General features: G+C 61.4%; 16 protein-coding genes. 12 read left to right on the top strand and 4 right to left on the bottom strand.

All coding sequences use genetic code 11. The features are described 5' to 3' along the window. Positions 1-236 precede the first annotated feature (236 nt). The 3 genes from NOM06_RS03120 to NOM06_RS03110 are packed head-to-tail and all read left to right on the top strand — an operon-like array spanning position 237 to position 2,579. Positions 237-965 carry a nucleoside recognition domain-containing protein gene (locus NOM06_RS03120; RefSeq protein ID WP_005335061.1) on the top strand — a complete coding sequence of 243 codons (729 nt, stop codon included), beginning with the start codon at positions 237-239 and terminating at the stop codon, positions 963-965. Then, positions 962-1,429 (top strand): YjiG family protein, encoded by a 468-nt coding sequence (locus NOM06_RS03115; RefSeq protein ID WP_005335063.1) that lies wholly within the window; start codon positions 962-964, stop codon positions 1,427-1,429. Before NOM06_RS03120 ends, NOM06_RS03115 begins: the two co-directional genes overlap by 4 nt. Positions 1,430-1,454: 25 nt before the next feature. Then, the gene (locus tag NOM06_RS03110; RefSeq protein WP_255909897.1) at positions 1,455-2,579 is read left to right on the top strand and encodes a M20 family metallopeptidase; all 1,125 of its coding nucleotides are present in this window, start codon (positions 1,455-1,457) and stop codon (positions 2,577-2,579) included. A gap of 89 nt (positions 2,580-2,668) precedes the next feature. Here the strand turns inward: NOM06_RS03110 and NOM06_RS03105 are convergent, their stop codons facing one another. The 3 genes from NOM06_RS03105 to NOM06_RS03095 all read right to left on the bottom strand — a co-directional run bounded on the left by NOM06_RS03105 (position 2,669) and on the right by NOM06_RS03095 (position 5,436). Continuing rightward, the gene (locus tag NOM06_RS03105; protein WP_255909935.1) at positions 2,669-3,418 is read right to left on the bottom strand and encodes an ABC transporter substrate-binding protein; all 750 of its coding nucleotides are present in this window, start codon (positions 3,416-3,418) and stop codon (positions 2,669-2,671) included. Between the two features lie 91 nt (positions 3,419-3,509). Beyond that, positions 3,510-4,736, bottom strand: a complete 1,227-nt coding sequence (locus NOM06_RS03100; protein WP_255909896.1) for a winged helix-turn-helix domain-containing protein — start codon at positions 4,734-4,736, stop codon at positions 3,510-3,512. Between the two features lie 106 nt (positions 4,737-4,842). Further along, complete coding sequence (locus tag NOM06_RS03095) at positions 4,843-5,436, bottom strand: TetR/AcrR family transcriptional regulator (protein WP_255909895.1); 594 nt, start codon at positions 5,434-5,436, stop codon at positions 4,843-4,845. 107 nt (positions 5,437-5,543) lie between these two features. Here NOM06_RS03095 and NOM06_RS03090 point away from each other — a divergent pair, with 107 nt between their 5' ends. Together NOM06_RS03090 and NOM06_RS03085 are read left to right on the top strand one after the other, a co-directional pair. Beyond that, positions 5,544-6,467: an ABC transporter six-transmembrane domain-containing protein gene (locus tag NOM06_RS03090; RefSeq protein ID WP_255909894.1), complete on the top strand. Its 924-nt coding sequence runs from the start codon at positions 5,544-5,546 to the stop codon at positions 6,465-6,467. Between the two features lie 28 nt (positions 6,468-6,495). Further along, complete coding sequence (locus tag NOM06_RS03085; protein ID WP_255909893.1) at positions 6,496-7,884, top strand: FAD-binding oxidoreductase; 1,389 nt, start codon at positions 6,496-6,498, stop codon at positions 7,882-7,884. A gap of 41 nt (positions 7,885-7,925) precedes the next feature. On the opposite strand, the gene NOM06_RS03080 is transcribed toward NOM06_RS03085, so the two are convergent. Continuing rightward, positions 7,926-8,573 carry a class I SAM-dependent methyltransferase gene (locus NOM06_RS03080; protein WP_255909892.1) on the bottom strand — a complete coding sequence of 216 codons (648 nt, stop codon included), beginning with the start codon at positions 8,571-8,573 and terminating at the stop codon, positions 7,926-7,928. Positions 8,574-8,717: 144 nt separating this feature from the next. Here NOM06_RS03080 and NOM06_RS03075 point away from each other — a divergent pair, with 144 nt between their 5' ends. The 7 genes from NOM06_RS03075 to NOM06_RS03045 all read left to right on the top strand — a co-directional run bounded on the left by NOM06_RS03075 (position 8,718) and on the right by NOM06_RS03045 (position 15,301). Next, positions 8,718-9,392, top strand: coding sequence for a thermostable hemolysin (locus NOM06_RS03075; RefSeq protein ID WP_255909885.1), 675 nt, complete (start codon positions 8,718-8,720; stop codon positions 9,390-9,392). Next, entirely contained in the window at positions 9,389-10,855 is a 1,467-nt protein-coding gene (locus NOM06_RS03070) for an AMP-dependent synthetase/ligase (protein ID WP_255909883.1), read from the top strand. Before NOM06_RS03075 ends, NOM06_RS03070 begins: the two co-directional genes overlap by 4 nt. Then, positions 10,852-11,505, top strand: a complete 654-nt coding sequence (locus NOM06_RS03065; protein WP_100645292.1) for a TenA family transcriptional regulator — start codon at positions 10,852-10,854, stop codon at positions 11,503-11,505. Before NOM06_RS03070 ends, NOM06_RS03065 begins: the two co-directional genes overlap by 4 nt. A gap of 42 nt (positions 11,506-11,547) precedes the next feature. Further along, a complete protein-coding gene (locus tag NOM06_RS03060) occupies positions 11,548-12,417 on the top strand; it encodes an SDR family oxidoreductase (protein ID WP_255909881.1) in 870 nt (289 codons plus the stop codon). Between the two features lies 1 nt (position 12,418). Next, entirely contained in the window at positions 12,419-13,051 is a 633-nt protein-coding gene (locus NOM06_RS03055; protein ID WP_370688902.1) for a tetratricopeptide repeat protein, read from the top strand. Between the two features lie 130 nt (positions 13,052-13,181). Further along, complete coding sequence (locus NOM06_RS03050) at positions 13,182-13,868, top strand: response regulator (RefSeq protein WP_005335091.1); 687 nt, start codon at positions 13,182-13,184, stop codon at positions 13,866-13,868. Then, positions 13,865-15,301, top strand: a complete 1,437-nt coding sequence (locus NOM06_RS03045) for an ATP-binding protein (protein WP_255909879.1) — start codon at positions 13,865-13,867, stop codon at positions 15,299-15,301. The genes NOM06_RS03050 and NOM06_RS03045 overlap by 4 nt, the downstream gene beginning before the upstream one ends. The last annotated feature ends 35 nt before the right edge of the window (positions 15,302-15,336 follow it).

Here is a 15,336-nt window from a genome sequence, read left to right as displayed (position 1 = left end):
TGACCAAACCGGGCCTCGTGCCCGGTTTTTTATTGCCCCGCTATCCCGCCCTGCTTTTTATTCACTCAAACAATTCGATAAAAACCAGATTATCGACCAATCATATGGCGATCACAGTCACATAACTCCAATATATTCGTCATTTGTAGCAAACCGTTTTGACCACCATCAATTTAGTGACATCCATATCAATTACAATTATTCAGATTAAATAATTATTCATATGGAGCTAGCTAATGACAGACAAAACACGCTCGGTGAGCATAGGCAGTTACCTGGCACTGGCCTTCGCCGTGGTCTTCTTCTCCGGACTGTTGCAATCCGGCGAGTGGTACGGGGTATTCGATTTCACCACGCTGAATGGTTCGTTCGGTACCATGGTCCAGAGCGTCAGCGAGAATGGTGACGGCATCAAGACCGCCATGACCGACATGCGCGGCAAGGGGGGCAACGGCGCTCGCGATGGCTTTTTGTTTGCCCTGACCCTGATCCCCACCGTGATGTTTGCCCTTGGCATGATCAATGTGCTGGAACACTACGGCGCGCTGGAAGCGGCCCGCAAGTTACTGACCCCGCTGCTGCGCCCACTGATGGGGATCCCGGGCAACACCGGCCTCGCCCTTATTGCCTCCCTGCAGAGTACCGATGCCGGTGCTGCCATGACTCGTCAGCTCAAGGATGAAGGGCTCATCACCAAGCGTGAAACCGACGTATTCACCATGTTCCAGTTCTCCGCTGGTGCCACCATCGTCAACTTCTTCTCCTCCGGCGCCGTGCTGTTCACCCTGACGCTGGCAGATGGCAGCCCGGCGGTCAGCTCCTCCATCGGTCTGGCTGTCATCGTGATGTTCGCCTTCAAATTTGTCGGGGCCAACCTGTTTCGGGTCTACCTCAATATGAGCGAAGGCAAGCAGACCGATAACAACACCCAGCAGACCCTCAACACTCAGGAGCAAGCCAAATGAGCCAGGCCAACATCAAGAAACCCATCGTCACCGATATCTTCGTCGAAGGGGCCAAGAAGGGCTGGGTCATCGCCACCACCTCCACCGTACCCAACGTACTGATGGCCTTCGTCATCATCAAGGCGCTGCAGATCACCGGCGCGCTGGATGCCATGGGCGCCATCTTCTCCCCTGTCATGGCCATCTTCGGGTTGCCCGGTGAGGCGGCAGCCGTGCTGATCGGCGCCTGGATGTCGATGGGCGGCGCGGTCGGTGTGGTCATTACCCTGTTCGATCAGGGGATCCTCAACGGCACTCACATCGCCATTCTGGCGCCAGCCATCTACCTGATGGGCTCCCAGGTGCAGTACATGGGCCGCATCCTCGGCTGTATCGGCACCGAAGGGCGTTATATCCCCATCATGGTCGCCATCTCGGTACTCAACGCCTTCGGCGCCATGCTGGTGATGAACATCCTTCTCTGACCCGAACCTGATAGTGGAGCAAGCAATGACTTTTTCTCTGGATCAATACCTGACCGAACTGGCCCCGCTGATCAATCTGGATTGCGGATCCCTGCACCAGCCGGGCATTGCGGCAGTGGCCGACCTGATGGCAGCCAAATATGAGGCGATGGGCGGCTGGCAGATCAAACGGGTCGACTGCGGCGCCGCCGGTGTGGGACTGGAGATCCGCAACCAGCCTGATGCGGCGCAGATCGATGTAATGCTGATCGGCCATATGGATACCGTCTTCCCCCTCGGTACCGCCGCTGCCCGCCCGATGAGCGTCGATGGCGAGCGCGCTTACGGCCCCGGTGTCTCCGACATGAAATCGGGGCTGCTCAACATCGTCTATGCCCTGCGTGAACTGCCCCGCGAGGTGCGCGATCGCCTGAGCATCTGCGTCTGCATGAACCCGGACGAGGAGATCGGCTCCCTCCACTCCAGCGACTGGCTGGCATCGGTGGCCAAGCAGGCCAGACAGGTGCTGGTGGCCGAAGCGGCCCGTGCCGATGGCTCGCTGGTCAAGGCTCGCAAGGGGATGGCACGCTATCGCATCGATTTCACCGGCAAGGCGGCTCACGCAGGCAACGAACCGCAGAAGGGGCGCAGCGCCATCACCGAGCTGGGCCACTGGATCCTGGCCATCAACGCCCTGACCAACTTCGAGAGCGGCACCACCCTCAACATCGGCATTGTCGAGGGTGGCAACGGCGCCAACATAGTGCCGGCACATGCCAGCGCCGTGGTGGATGTCCGTTTCTGGGACAATCAGGAGTACCACCAGATCGACGATCATCTGCTGACCCTGGCCGAGCGTCCCCATCTGGATGGCGTCACCATCCAGCTGACCCGCGAGGCCCACAAACCGGCCATGGTGCCGTCAGAAGGCACCCAGGCACTGATGCTGCTGGTGGAAGAGTGTGGCGCCGAACTGGGGCTGCCGATCAGCTGGCAGGAGGTGGGGGGCGGCTCCGATGCCAACCTGACCGCCGCCCTCGGCATCCCCACTCTGGATGGTCTGGGCCCCATCGGTGCCGGTTTCCACAGTGACGAGGAGTATCTGGATCTGGCCAGCATTGCCCCGCGCATCGAGCTGCTGGTGAAGGTACTGACCCGTCTGGCGGCCTGACAAGTTCTCACGTAAAAAAGGGCCAGCCGGTTTGCACCGGCTGGCCCTTTTTTTATCTGCTCCCCCTGAATGACAGCAACCCTTCGCCATTACTCCATTGGCGGCAAGAAGCGGCGCATCACCTCATCCGTATGCCCCCCTTCCTGAAATGCCACCAGCGACTGATTGAGGATGTTCACCAGCTGGTGACCGCGGGGGGAGCCCTTGCTCACCAGCAGATAAAATCCCTTGCGGCTGGGCAGGGCGAGATTGAGCAACCCGCTCTCGCTGCGGTAGATGCCAAGGCTGATGCCTGCCACCAGAGGTTCGATTTCGCTCGGCAGAAAGTCGCAGCGATCCCGCTCCAGCATGTCGAGCGCCTGCTGCAACTGTTTGACCCGGCGTGGCTCCTGCGCAAGCCCGTAGGGGGTGTAGTTGTAGCCAATCACCCCGCACACCCGGGAGCGGTTGACCGTCTGCAGATCCGGCGGTTCGGGGTAGCGGCGCTTGAGATAGAAGAAACCGAGGTGGGTGTAATAGAGGGGCACGCTGTAGAAGGCAAACTCGGCCCGCTCCGGCTTGTAGCTGGCATCCCAGGTCAGCTCGCACAGACCATTCTGGCGATAATCCGCCAGCTCCTGCTGCACCCGCGCCCAGGGCAGATAGCGGATCTGGTGCGAAAGCCCGCTCTGTTGCAGGGCATCGAGCACCAGCGTCGTCGCCGAACCGGTCAGGCGGCTGGTATCGGGCACCCCGTCCTTGCGCTCCCAGTAGGTAAAGGGGGCCCACTCGTTGCCCTCCCCCAGACAGACCTTCACTGGCGGTTCTTGCCCCCATAGCGCGGGGGACAAGATGGCCATCGCCAATCCCGCCCACCATGTTGCCGCTCGTTTCATCTCCCGCTCCCGAACTGTTTATCCCTCTTGCAGCTTAGCCCAGAAGGGATAGTGCTCACTTTGCAGGGGCGCTTTCATGCCACAACGTCAGCAAATTGGCCGGAATGGCACCATAACGAAGCTGCGGCGTCTGGTGCCAGTCAGCCAGCTTTTGCAGGGCTTTCGCCAGATCCTGTGCAAGCTGGCGGGTCACTCTCACCCCCTCTTCCAGATAGAGGCTCTTGATCTCGAAGATCCCCTGCTGGCGATGGGCCTTGGCATCCATCCTGCCCACCAGCTTGCCACGATGCAGCAAGGGCAACACGAAGTAGCCATACTGACGCTTCGGCGCCGGGGTATAGCACTCGATGCGATAGTCGAAGTTGAACAGATCCTTGGCTCGCTTGCGATCCCATACCAGCGGATCGAACGGCGACAAGGCTGTGGTATGGGTTGCCTTGAGGGTGCCCGCCTGTGCCCTTGCCAGCTCATCGGCCAGCAAGGCGTGCACAAAAGCGCCGTGCTGCCACCCCTCCACCCGTACCGGCAACAGTTCACCCTCGTCCGCCAGCTGATGGAGCAAGGCGTCATATTTGCAGCGCCGCAGCCGGTAGTAGTCCGCAACCCAGCCGGTTTTGACCAGCCCCAGCGCCCGGCAGCTGGTGCGCACCATATCCCGCTGCGCCTGCTCAACGCTCGGCAGATCCCGCAGGTCGCTCCACTCAGGGATAACCCGTTCGGCCAGGTCATAGACCCGCTGAAAGTTGCGCCGCTCCCGCACCATCAGCTGACCGGTGGTAAACAATACCTCCAGATGACGTTTCTCCGGCTTCCAGTCCCACCAGCCGTTCCCCTTGCCGGTTGTGCGTTCAAAGTCAGCCGCCCGCACCGGGCCATGGTGGCGAATACGCTCGATAAGCTGGCCAATCTCCTGCTTATGGGTAGCGAGCCAGTTGGCCGAAAACTTCCAGCCCATGGCGACGGGGTCGAGCATCCGATGGCGCAACAGCCGGTAATCTTCGCGGGGCACAAAGCAGGCCTCGTGGGCCCAATATTCGAAGATCTCGCCGTCAGCCAGCAGCTGCTCCAACCAACGCGGTTCGTACTGGCCAAGCCGGCTGAACAGCACCAGATAGGGGCTGCGCGCCACCACCGAGATGGTATCGATCTGCAGCAGCGCCATACGGCGAATGGTGGCCAGCAGATCGGCGGGGGTCGCCTTGCTGCGACGGGGGGCCAGCAGCCCCTGCGCCGCCAGTTGCAGATGACGGGCATCTTGCAGTGATAAATGGGTAATCGACATCAACAACCGCTCCCTGGTATCTGACCATCGCGCGCCCGGCGGATGGCCTACAAAACCGGAGGAGGCACCACGCTGGTATGCCTCCCCTCCCTGTGTGCCAGCGCCGCTATGAATGGGCCGGGGGCGAGACCAGCTGATTGACCACCAGCATGATCTCTTGATAAGTGGCTTCTACCGTCTCGGGGGTCGGCTCCAGAATCAGGTCATCGGCATAGCCGTTGATGAGGGAGGTGATCTGGCGCGCCAGTCGCCGGGCATCGCCCGCCACAAACTCGCCACTGTCGATCCCCTTTTGCAGGATCTGCTCCAGCACCTCGCGCCACGCCAGAATGATTTTGCGGTAGCTCTCGGCAAACACAGGGTCGCGCAGTGACTCGTTCCAGGCATCCAGATAGATGGCCCAGGAGGCATCCTGACTGGTCGGCAGGTTGTCCCGCACAAAGAGCGGCAACGCTTCGCGGGCTGGCAGCGGCAACAACCACTCCCGCTGTTCGGCGATCTCCTGACTGGTGAAGCGCTCCACGGCGCAGAGGCAGAGCTCCTTCCAATCCTTGAAGTAGTGGTAGACGTGACTGCGCGCCAGACCGGTGCGCTCGGCAATATCACGGGTTGACGATGCCGCCATTCCCTTCTCTCGAAACAGGGCCAGTACGGCCTCGATGATCATCTCTTTGCGCTGTTCTGCTGATGGGCGTGCCATCTGACCTCCTGCAATATCCATCGTTCTGCTTGACTTTGAGCAGTCGCTCAAACAAACTTTGAGCACTCGCTCAAACTTAGCGTTTCCGACATCTTAGGAGATAACCCATGACAACACCAACCACTTCGGCAGCCAGTTGCGACGAGCAGGCCACGCCGTTGCCACACTCGGCCGGTCGTTCGCTGGGGGCGATTGCGCGGGCCAATCCCCTCAAGCTGGCGGGCACCTTCTCGCTGGTGGCCCTCGAAAACATCCTGCTGGTGGTCTATCCCCTGTTCGCCGGCTTTGCGATCGACGCCATCGTCAAGGGCCAGTGGTGGCAGGCTTCAAGCTACGCCCTCATCGTGCTGCTGTTCTGGCTCATCGGCGCCCTGCGCCGGGCAGTCGATACCCGCACCTTTACCCATATCTATGCGGCACTGGCGGTGCCGGTGATCCTGACCCAGCGCCAGCAGCAGGAGGGGCAATCTACCATAGTGGCGCGGGTCACCCTGGCGCGGGAGTTTGTCGACTTTTTCGAGAAACATATCCCGATCCTGGCCACCAGCCTGATCTCCATCGTCGGGGCGGCCGTGATGCTGATTGTGATCGAGTTCTGGGTCGGCATCGCCTGTATGGGGGTATTGCTGCTGTTCAGCCTGCTGCTGCCCGGCTTTTCACGCAAGAACCAGCTGCTGCATGAGCGCCTCAACGACCGGCTGGAGCACGAGGTCATGCTGGTGACGCACGCCGAGCATATCAGGCTGACCCGTCACTACCGCACCCTCGCATGGATCCGTATCCGGGTATCGGATCGGGAGGCACTCGCTTTTCTGGCGGTCGGCATCAGCGCCTCCCTGCTGTTCCTGCTGGCCATCACCATGCTGATGGCCCAGCCCCAGGTCTCGGCAGGCCATGTCTATGCTGTGATGACCTACCTCTGGAACTTTGTCACCAGCCTGGATGAGGGGCCCGGTCTTGCCGATCAGCTGGCCCGGCTGCGAGACATAGGCCGCCGGGTCAATACCGCCCAACCCGATGAAATGATTTGATATTTTGTATCTGTAACCGGAGTAGAAAATGAATCCGACCACCGTTTGCCAACGAGCGTTGACCATGTGCATCAGCTGTTTTTTCCTCGCCGCCTGCGGCCCCAAGATGAGCGACTTTGAGCCCAACACCAGCTACTGGTTCAAGGAGAAACCGGCAGAGGAGAGTGCCCCGCTGGCACAAGACATGAAGGTGGATATCGCCATCATAGGTGGCGGCTACAGCGGCCTCTCCAGCGCCTGGCATCTGGCCAAGGCCAATCCGTCGCTCAAGATTGCCATCTTCGAGGCCAAACAGGTCGGCAGCGGCGCCTCGGGCCGCAACGGCGGCATGGTGCTGCCGGGCTCCGAGGTGATGGATCTCTACGAAGAGGGGGAAGCGAGCAAGCGCCACTACGATCTCACCGTCGCCAGCATGCGCAAGCTGCAGGCGCTGGTCGCCTCAACCGGCGTCGAGGCCGACCTCAAGCTCGATGGCTATGTGGAGGCGATCCTCGATGAGGAGGATATCGCCGAGTACCGCGACTATGTGAAAACCGCCAATCGCCTCGGCATCCCGCTCCAGTACTGGAACGCCGATACCACCGAAGAGAAGCTCGGCACCGACCGCTACGTGGGGGCGGTCTACGACCCCAATGGCGGTCAGGTACACGCCATGAAACTGGTCAATGCCCTGCGCAAGGCGGTGGAGCAGGCGGGCGTTACCATCTACGAACAGAGCCCGGTAATGGGGATCAAGGAGGGCAAGCAGATCGAGCTCAATGTGGCCGACAAGTACAAGGTGACCGCCGACAGCATAGTGCTGGCGACCAACGGCTATACCTCAAAACTTGGCTACTTCAGCGGCCGGGTCTTTCCGGTACACGCCCAGAGCGCCGTCACCGAGCCGCTCAGTAAAAAACAGCTGGCCGCCATCCAGTGGCAGAGCCGGATGCCCTTTTATGACACCCGCAACATCCTGTTTCATCTGGTATTGACCCCGGATAACCGCATCGTCATCGGCGGTGGCAATGCCGAATACGTCTTCAACGACGGCCTCAACTACAAGGGCGATCTTAACCGGGTCAGCGAAATGATGATGAAGGAGCTGGTGACACTCTATCCGGCCCTCAAGGGGATCAAGTTTGAACAGGTGTGGGACGGGGTACTCGGCATGACCGGCGACAGCACCGAAGCGGTGGGGGTGATGGGGGATCACAAGAACATCTACTACGCCCTCGGCTACAACGGCCATGGCATCAACCTTTCCTTCCTGTTTGGCGACATCGTGGCCAGCCTCTATCAGGGCAAGGAGCACCCCTGGTTCAACCACGCGGAGCAGACGCTGCCGATGTGGCTACCGCCAGAGCCGTTCAAGTCAATCGGCGTCAAGTCGGCCCTGATGTACTACCAGTGGCAAGACAAGGGCTACAAGGAGTAGCGCCGGGCAAGAATCCGACGAGTAACAGACGAAGGCACGCCTCAGGGCGTGCCTTTCTGCAATACCGCCACATCGGCGTGGGGGAAGCTGAGCTCGGCCTGCCAGCTGGCGGCCAACACCTGAAACGATGCCTCGGCAAAGAAGACGATGTGGGTCGGGTCGTGGCGATAGCGCCAGTTTTTAAACCGCTCGTCACTGAGCACCCGCTGGGTCTGCAGCACCAGCAGGCCACCGGGCTTGAGGCAATCCCACAACTGCGCCAGCACCGTGCGCGGCTCGGCGATATGCTCGATCACCTCGGTACTGGTGATGAAGTCATACTGACGCATCAGCAACTCTGGAAAATCGGCGTAGAACTTGTCATACCCCGCCATCTGGTAACCCGCCTCGCGCCCCATCGCCACCAGCGCGGGGCCCGGGCCACAGCCAAAATCGAGGCCGCTGGCAGGAGTTGGCACCCGACTCAGTACCTCGCCAAATGCCCGCATCAAAAAGCTGCGATAACGGGGATCATCCACCCGATTGTCGTGACCGTCATAGACCGCCTTCTCCGCAGCCTCATCCAGATGATCCGCCTCATCCAGCCAGACCAGCTCGCACGCGAGGCAGCGATGGTAGCGCTTGCCCGCCACCGGCAGAGGATAACTGCGATGGCTGGCACACAGGGGGCAGCTGACGGTGGATGACATGGCGGTTCCTCTTGGGGGCTTCCTGTTGGATAACAGCGGCGCAGATTGCCTGCCCGCTGCCTCGCTGACAACTTTTTTTGCTCCTTAAGGGTTTCTTAAGTTTGCCCTTTTACTCTCAAACCATCGCAAGAGAAGGAGTCACCCATGACCATCGAGATCCAGGCCCCCTACCGATTGCTGCTAGCCAAGTCCCCGCAGCAGGTCATGGCGCTGCAAACCTATATCCAGGCCGCCTACACCCTCGAGTTCAACGCCCGCATCCCCCATTTCCTCCCCTGTCTGCTGGGGCTATATCGGGCGGACGGGACGCTGGTCGGTGCCTGTGGTCTCAATCATGCCAGTGAAGGGCCTCTCTATCTGGAACAGTATCTGGAGCAACCCATCGAGGCGGCCATCAACACCCGCCTCGGGGTCTATCCGGCACGCAACCGCATTATCGAAGTGGGCAATCTGGCCTGCAGCGAACCGGGCAATGCCCGCCTGATGTTTGCGGCCCTGTGTCGTCTGCTGTGTGAAAATGCCCTCGACTACGTGGTCTTTACCGGCACCGCCAAGCTGCGCAACAGCTTTGCCCGGCTGCAACTCAACCCGGTGGAGCTGGCCCCCGCCCAGGCCCATCAGGTGGGGGCCGACGCCGATGCCTGGGGTGAGTACTACCGCTGCCAACCCAAGGTGATGGTGGGTGACATCAATCAGGGGCGCGAGGTGCTGTCCCAGCGCAGCCTGCTGCTCAATCTGCTGGCCCCCATGCCAACCCTGTTTGAGGATGCAGGCAAGAACAGTGATAACCAGACCCATCAAAAAAGGTGCGCCCAATGAGCCTGTTCGACGCCATAGCCAAACATGCCCGCGAGTATCCGCAATCCCCTGCGCTGCTGAGCAGCCAGCAGCGTCTCGATTACCAGACCCTGTGGCAACAGATCCAGCGTCTGGCCAGCCAGCTGCAACAGCTCGACATCAGCCGTCTGGCGCTGCAACTGGACAACGGCCTGCCCTGGGCGCTGCTGGATCTCGCCTGCACTCGCGCCGGTATCGTGGTCATTCCGGTGCCCCACTTCTTCAGTCAGGCCCAGCAGGCCTGGTTGCTGGAGAGCAGCGGTGCCGATGCGCTGGTGGGCCCACATCATCAGGGGTGGCATGCCGCCGAGCCGCTCTCGCTGATCACCGGAGAGCTGCCACTCTGGCGCCACGCACCAGCCAATCGACCGGCGCTGCCCAAGGGCACCGCCAAGATCACCTACACCTCCGGCACCACGGGCCAGCCCAAGGGGGTCTGCCTGTCACTGACCCAGATGATGGCGGTAAGCCATGCGCTGGCCGAGCGTGTCGCGCCAGCCAAGGTGGAAAAACATCTGACTCTGCTGCCGCTGGCGACCCTGCTTGAGAACATCACCGGCCTCTATGTGCCGCTGCTGACCGGCGCCTGCAGCCGCATTCCGTCCCTCGGGGAGCTCGGTTTCACCGGTTCCAGTTCGCTCAATGCGGCCATGCTGGGGGAGGCCCTGTTGCGCTGGTCGACCCACAGTCTGGTGCTGGTCCCCGAACTGCTGCGCCTGCTGCTGGCGCTCTGCACCAGCACCCCGACGCTGGCCCAACAGCTCAAGAGCCTGCGCTTTATTGCCGTCGGTGGCGGCAAGGTAGCCCCCGACCTGATCAAACACGCCCGCCAGCTCGGCCTGCCGGTGTATGAGGGGTATGGCCTCTCGGAGTGCGGCTCCGTTGTGGCGCTCAACAGCCTGGATGCTGACAAGCCCGGCAGCGTCGGCCGCCCCCTGCCCCACTGTCAGATCACTATCGCCAGCGATGGCGAAATTATGGTGAGCGGCAGTGCCATGCTGGGCTATCTCGGCAGCAACGAACTGACTCCCGAACAGATCGCCACCGGCGATCTGGGTCATCTGGATGATGAAGGCTACCTCCATATCACCGGGCGCAAGAAGAATGTCCAGATCACCGCCTTTGGCCGCAACTTCTCGCCAGAGTGGGTGGAGGCCGAGGCCCAGCTCTGCCCCGCCATCGCCCGCATCGTGGTTTTTGGCGATGGTCAGCCTGCCAACGTGGCACTGATCCAGCCCCTACCGGGCAAAGAGGCGGATCTGCCCCACCAGATCGCCGGTCTGAACCAGCGGCTGCCCGATTATGCCCGGCTGCACCACTGGTTGCCGGTGGCACTCGACCAGCATCCCGGCCTGCTGACCGCCAACGGGCGCCCCCGTCGCAACGAGATTTACCAACACTTTTCCCGACAAATCAGCCAATGCCTTACAGGAGAATCGTCATGAGCTTCTATCAGACTCTGCAACAAGCCACTGCTCAGGAGCGTGAGCATCTGTTCAACGCTCCCATCATCGAAGCCTGCCGCCGTGGCGATATCAGCCGTGACACCTATCTCGCCTTTCTGGCGCAGGCTTACTACCACGTGCGCCACACAGTTCCGCTGCTGATGGCAACCGGCGGCAAGCTGGGTCAGGAGTACGAGTGGGTGCGCGGTGCCATTGCCGAGTACATCGACGAGGAGTATGGCCATCAGGAGTGGATCCTCAACGATATCCGCGCCTGTGGCGGTGATGCCGAGGCGGTGCGCCACGGCCAGCCCGGGCTACCCATCGAGCTGATGGTCGCCTTCCTATACGACCAGATCCAGCGCGGCAACCCCATGGGCTTCTTCGGCATGGTACAGGTGCTGGAAGGCACCAGCGTGGCCATCGCCCTCACCGTCGCCGACCAGCTGAAAAAGGGACTCGGCCTGCCACCGCAGGCGATGAGCTACCTGAGTTCCCACGGCGCCCTGGATCAGGAGCACCTCAAGTTCTTTGAATCCCTGATGGATCGGGTCGAGAGTCCGGCGGATCAGGCCGCCATCATCCACGGGGCCAAGGTGGTTTATCGCCTCTATGGCGAGATGCTCTACAACCTCACCGCCACACCGTAAGTCGGCAGCGGATCAGCAGACAGCAAAAAGGGAATCCATACCATGAACCTTGAAGGGAAACTCGTGCTGCTCACCGGCGCCAGCGGTGGCATAGGTGAGGAACTGGCGCAGGAGCTGGCCGCCCAAGGGGCACACCTGCTGCTGCACGGTCGTCGCGGCCCGGCACTGGAGCGACTGTGCAAGTCACTGCCCCACCCCGAGCGCCATCAGGTGGTGCTCGCCGACCTCGGCTCTGCACAGGAGCGGGCCAAGCTGCTGCAACACCCTGCGCTGGAGGATGGGATCGACATCCTGATCAACAACGCTGGCTGCAACCAGTTTGCCTGGCTGGAAGATCAGAGCTTCGAGCAGGTAGAGCGCCAACTGCTGCTCAATATCGAGGCGCCCATCCAGCTCACCCGTGCCCTGCTGCCAACCATGCGCAAGCCGGGGATCATCATGAACATGGGCTCGAGCCTGGGCAGCATCGGCTACCCCGGTTACAGCGTCTACTGCGCCAGCAAATTTGCCCTGCGTGGCTTTAGCGAAGCGCTGGGACGAGAGTTGGAAGGCTGCGGCATAAAGGTGCTGCACTTTGCCCCCCGCGCCACCCGTACCAAACTCAATTCTGAGGCCGCCTACGAGATGAATGCAGCGCTCGGCACCCAGACCGACAGCCCGCAGGAGGTGGCCGAAGAGGCGGTCATCGCCCTGTGCAACGAAACCCGCCGCAGCTGGCTCGGCTGGCCGGAAAAACTGTTCGTGCGGCTCAACGCCCTGCTGCCCGGCATTGTCGACAAGGCGCTGGCCAGACAGCTGCCGATCATCAAACGTTATGCCCGTCATCTTCAGCCAGGGACGGCTGATGCCGGCGCCAACAGTGCGCCACAACCAGACTTGTCCCGCCCGATCCCGACCAAGAAGGAGCATTAATATGAACTTTTTCCGTCAATCAGTGACCTCTTGTGCTATCGCCATCCTGCTGGGGTCCTCCTCGGTCATGGCCGCGGGTGATGCCCTAGTCCCCATCCAGCAACAGTGGGCCGTCTGCCAGTATCAACAGAGCGGCAAGGGGAAAGAGAGCTGCCTCGAAACCCTGAGCACCCAAGCCGAAGCGGCCAGCGCCAAGGAGCCTTTTCGCGCCGATCTGCTGATCTGGTCTGCCATCGTCAAGAGCACCTGGGCGGGGGCCAAAGGGGGGCTGGGGGCACTGGGTCTGGTGAAAGAGGCCAAAGCCAAGCTGGAGCTGGCGCTCAAGCAGGATCCCAAGGCGCTGGACGGCTCTGCCTACACCAGTCTGGGCTCCCTCTACTATCAGGTGCCCGGCTGGCCGGTCGGCTTTGGCGATGACGAAAAGGCAGAGCAGTTGCTCAAGCAGGCGCTGGCCATCAATCCGGATGGCATAGACCCCAACTTCTTCTATGGCGACTTCCTGCTGGATCAGGGTCGCAAGGCTGAGGCCAAAACCTATCTCGACAAGGCGCTGGCCGCCCCGGCCCGCCCGGGTCGCGAAGTGGCCGATGAAGGGCGCAGAATGGAGATCCGCGATCGGCTGGCCAAGCTATAAAACCCTGATGGATCAAAGAACTATTTAAACTCTGCCCACCAGCTTGCATACTGGTGGGCAGGGTTGTTTATGCCACGGCACGCCCTGGCACTGAGCCAGATCGCCACACCCAACAAACAGGGAGAAAAGAATGCGGATCCTGCTGGTGGAAGATGATGTGATGCTGGGGGATGGTATGCAGGATGCACTGCGCCATAGCGGCTATACGGTGGACTGGCTGCAACAGGGGTTGCCCGCTCTGGCAGCCCTCAAGAGCGACGAGTTCGCCGCCCTGATCCTCGATCTCAATCTGCCCGACATCGATGGCCTCAGCCTGCTGCGCAAGTTGCGGCGTGAAGGACACCAGCTGCCGGTGCTGATCCTCACCGCCCGCGATGCGCTGGACGATCGGGTAGTCGGCCTCGATGCCGGCTCCGACGACTACATGGTCAAGCCCTTCGCGCTGCAGGAGCTCAACGCCCGCCTGCGCGCCCTGGTTCGCCGCAGCAAGGGGCAAGCTCAGGCGGTGCTGGAGTATGGCGATATCCTTATCTATCCCGAATCCCAGCAGGTCACCTATCAGGGTGAGGCGGTCAAACTCACCCCCCATGAATACAAGTTGCTGCAGGAGCTGATCAGCCAGAGCGGCCGGGTGCTGAGCAAGGATCAGCTGCAACAGAGCCTCTACGGCTGGGATGAAGGGGCCGAAAGCAACGCGGTGGAGGTGCATATCCACCATCTGCGCAAGAAGTTCTACAGCGACCTTATCCGCAATATTCGCGGGGTCGGATACATCATTCCCCAGCTCGAACAGCCAAGCCGGACACCCGCACGATGAAACGTCCCCGCTCCATTCGCCGCTTTCTGCTCACCGGTATCCTGACGCTGGTGAGCCTGAGTCTCACCATCAGCGCCTTTATCGGCTACATGGAGGCGAGCCACGAAATGGAGGAGCTGTTTGATGCCCGCCTCGCCCAGTCTGCCCGCATCACCAACCAGTTGCTGGCCCGCTATATGGCCCAGCAGGGGCAGTTGCCCGCCAACGGCACCGTCTATCAGGAGTGGGAGGCGCAGAACCCCGGTGAGTGGCAAAAAGACCCCAGCCTCAACCTGACCGGCGAGGATCGGGAGATCACCCCCTACGGCCACGAGTTCGAACGCAATCTCTACTTCCAGCTGCTCGATGAAAAGGGCGGCTTGCTGCTGCGCGCTCCCAGCGCCCCGGATCAGCCGCTGGTCACCCTGGCTATCGGCTTTGACACGGTCGAAAAAGATAATCACCAGTGGCGCACCTTCACTCTCTACAACCAGCAGGAGCAGACCTGGCTGGTGGTGGCCGAGCGGGACGACGAGCGCAGCGAACTGGCCAGCAAGATGGCCACCCTCACCATGCTACCGCTACTGATCACCCTCCCCTTTCTGCTGGCCCTGCTCTGGTGGCTCATCACTCGCGGGCTGGCCCCCTTGCGTCAGCTGGCCCAGGCCATCAGCGAGCGTCACCCCGCCAACCTGAGCCCCCTCAGCCTCAAGATAAGCGCTCAGGAGCTGACGCCCCTCACCAACGAGATCAACCGGCTGATGCAGGCACTGGCGGAGACCATAGAGCGGGAGAAACAGTTCACCAACGAGGCGGCCCACGAGCTGCGCACCCCGCTGGCGGTGCTGCGGATCCACAGTGAAAATGCCCTTGCGGCCGATGATGACGCCAGCCGCCAGCAATCCCTGCACAAGATGTTGCAGGCCCTCGATCGCAGCGATCGGCTGATCCGCCAACTGCTGACCCAGGCCCGTATCGACAACCAGCAGGGACTGGTACTAACCGAGCTGGAGATAGGCCACCTGCTGCAAGGCACCCTGGCGACGCTGGCACCCATCGCGCTCAAGAAGGATCAGCAGCTGTCGCTGGAGTGTGAATTGCCGCAGCGGGTGATGGGGCAGGCCACCCTGCTCGAGCTGCTGTTCAGCAACCTGATCGACAATGCGCTGCGCTACACCCAGCCAGAGGGCGAGATCAGGGTGCGGGTACTGCGAGAGGGCAACCGGGTGAGGGTGGATGTGAGTGACAACGGCCCCGGCATTCCCGCCAACGCCTTGCCCCGGCTGTATGAACGCTTCTTTCGGGTCAATCCCCAGCAGGGGGATGGCGTGGGGCTCGGCATGGCCATCGTCTCGCGTATCGCCCAGCTACACGGCGCCGATCTCGATGTCCACAACCGGCCGGAAGGGGGGCTGGAGGTGAGCGTGTTACTCCCGCTTCCGCCGGCAAGATGAGCGATAAGCAAACAGCCCGCGATGCGGGCTGTTTG

Origin of the sequence: Aeromonas sp. JL9 (genome assembly GCF_024436075.1) — a bacterium.
Lineage (GTDB): Bacteria > Pseudomonadota > Gammaproteobacteria > Enterobacterales > Aeromonadaceae > Aeromonas > Aeromonas veronii.
The sequence above is the reverse complement of the archived record's forward strand: the minus strand, read 5'-3'. Positions and strand labels throughout refer to the sequence as shown.

Excerpts from the sequence above, each read along its gene's own strand:
- NOM06_RS03100 (WP_255909896.1), bottom strand. The coding sequence starts at position 4,736 with ATGTCGATTACCCATTTATCACTGCAAGATGCCCGTCATCTGCAACTG.
- NOM06_RS03045 (WP_255909879.1), top strand. The coding sequence starts at position 13,865 with ATGAAACGTCCCCGCTCCATTCGCCGCTTTCTGCTCACCGGTATCCTG.
- NOM06_RS03055 (WP_370688902.1), top strand. The coding sequence starts at position 12,419 with ATGAACTTTTTCCGTCAATCAGTGACCTCTTGTGCTATCGCCATCCTG.
- NOM06_RS03060 (WP_255909881.1), top strand. The coding sequence starts at position 11,548 with ATGAACCTTGAAGGGAAACTCGTGCTGCTCACCGGCGCCAGCGGTGGC.
- NOM06_RS03090 (WP_255909894.1), top strand. The coding sequence starts at position 5,544 with ATGACAACACCAACCACTTCGGCAGCCAGTTGCGACGAGCAGGCCACG.
- NOM06_RS03115 (WP_005335063.1), top strand. The coding sequence starts at position 962 with ATGAGCCAGGCCAACATCAAGAAACCCATCGTCACCGATATCTTCGTC.
- NOM06_RS03065 (WP_100645292.1), top strand. The coding sequence starts at position 10,852 with ATGAGCTTCTATCAGACTCTGCAACAAGCCACTGCTCAGGAGCGTGAG.
- NOM06_RS03095 (WP_255909895.1), bottom strand. The coding sequence starts at position 5,436 with ATGGCACGCCCATCAGCAGAACAGCGCAAAGAGATGATCATCGAGGCC.
- NOM06_RS03080 (WP_255909892.1), bottom strand. The coding sequence starts at position 8,573 with ATGTCATCCACCGTCAGCTGCCCCCTGTGTGCCAGCCATCGCAGTTAT.
- NOM06_RS03110 (WP_255909897.1), top strand. The coding sequence starts at position 1,455 with ATGACTTTTTCTCTGGATCAATACCTGACCGAACTGGCCCCGCTGATC.
- NOM06_RS03050 (WP_005335091.1), top strand. The coding sequence starts at position 13,182 with ATGCGGATCCTGCTGGTGGAAGATGATGTGATGCTGGGGGATGGTATG.
- NOM06_RS03120 (WP_005335061.1), top strand. The coding sequence starts at position 237 with ATGACAGACAAAACACGCTCGGTGAGCATAGGCAGTTACCTGGCACTG.
- NOM06_RS03070 (WP_255909883.1), top strand. The coding sequence starts at position 9,389 with ATGAGCCTGTTCGACGCCATAGCCAAACATGCCCGCGAGTATCCGCAA.
- NOM06_RS03085 (WP_255909893.1), top strand. The coding sequence starts at position 6,496 with ATGAATCCGACCACCGTTTGCCAACGAGCGTTGACCATGTGCATCAGC.
- NOM06_RS03075 (WP_255909885.1), top strand. The coding sequence starts at position 8,718 with ATGACCATCGAGATCCAGGCCCCCTACCGATTGCTGCTAGCCAAGTCC.
- NOM06_RS03105 (WP_255909935.1), bottom strand. The coding sequence starts at position 3,418 with ATGGCCATCTTGTCCCCCGCGCTATGGGGGCAAGAACCGCCAGTGAAG.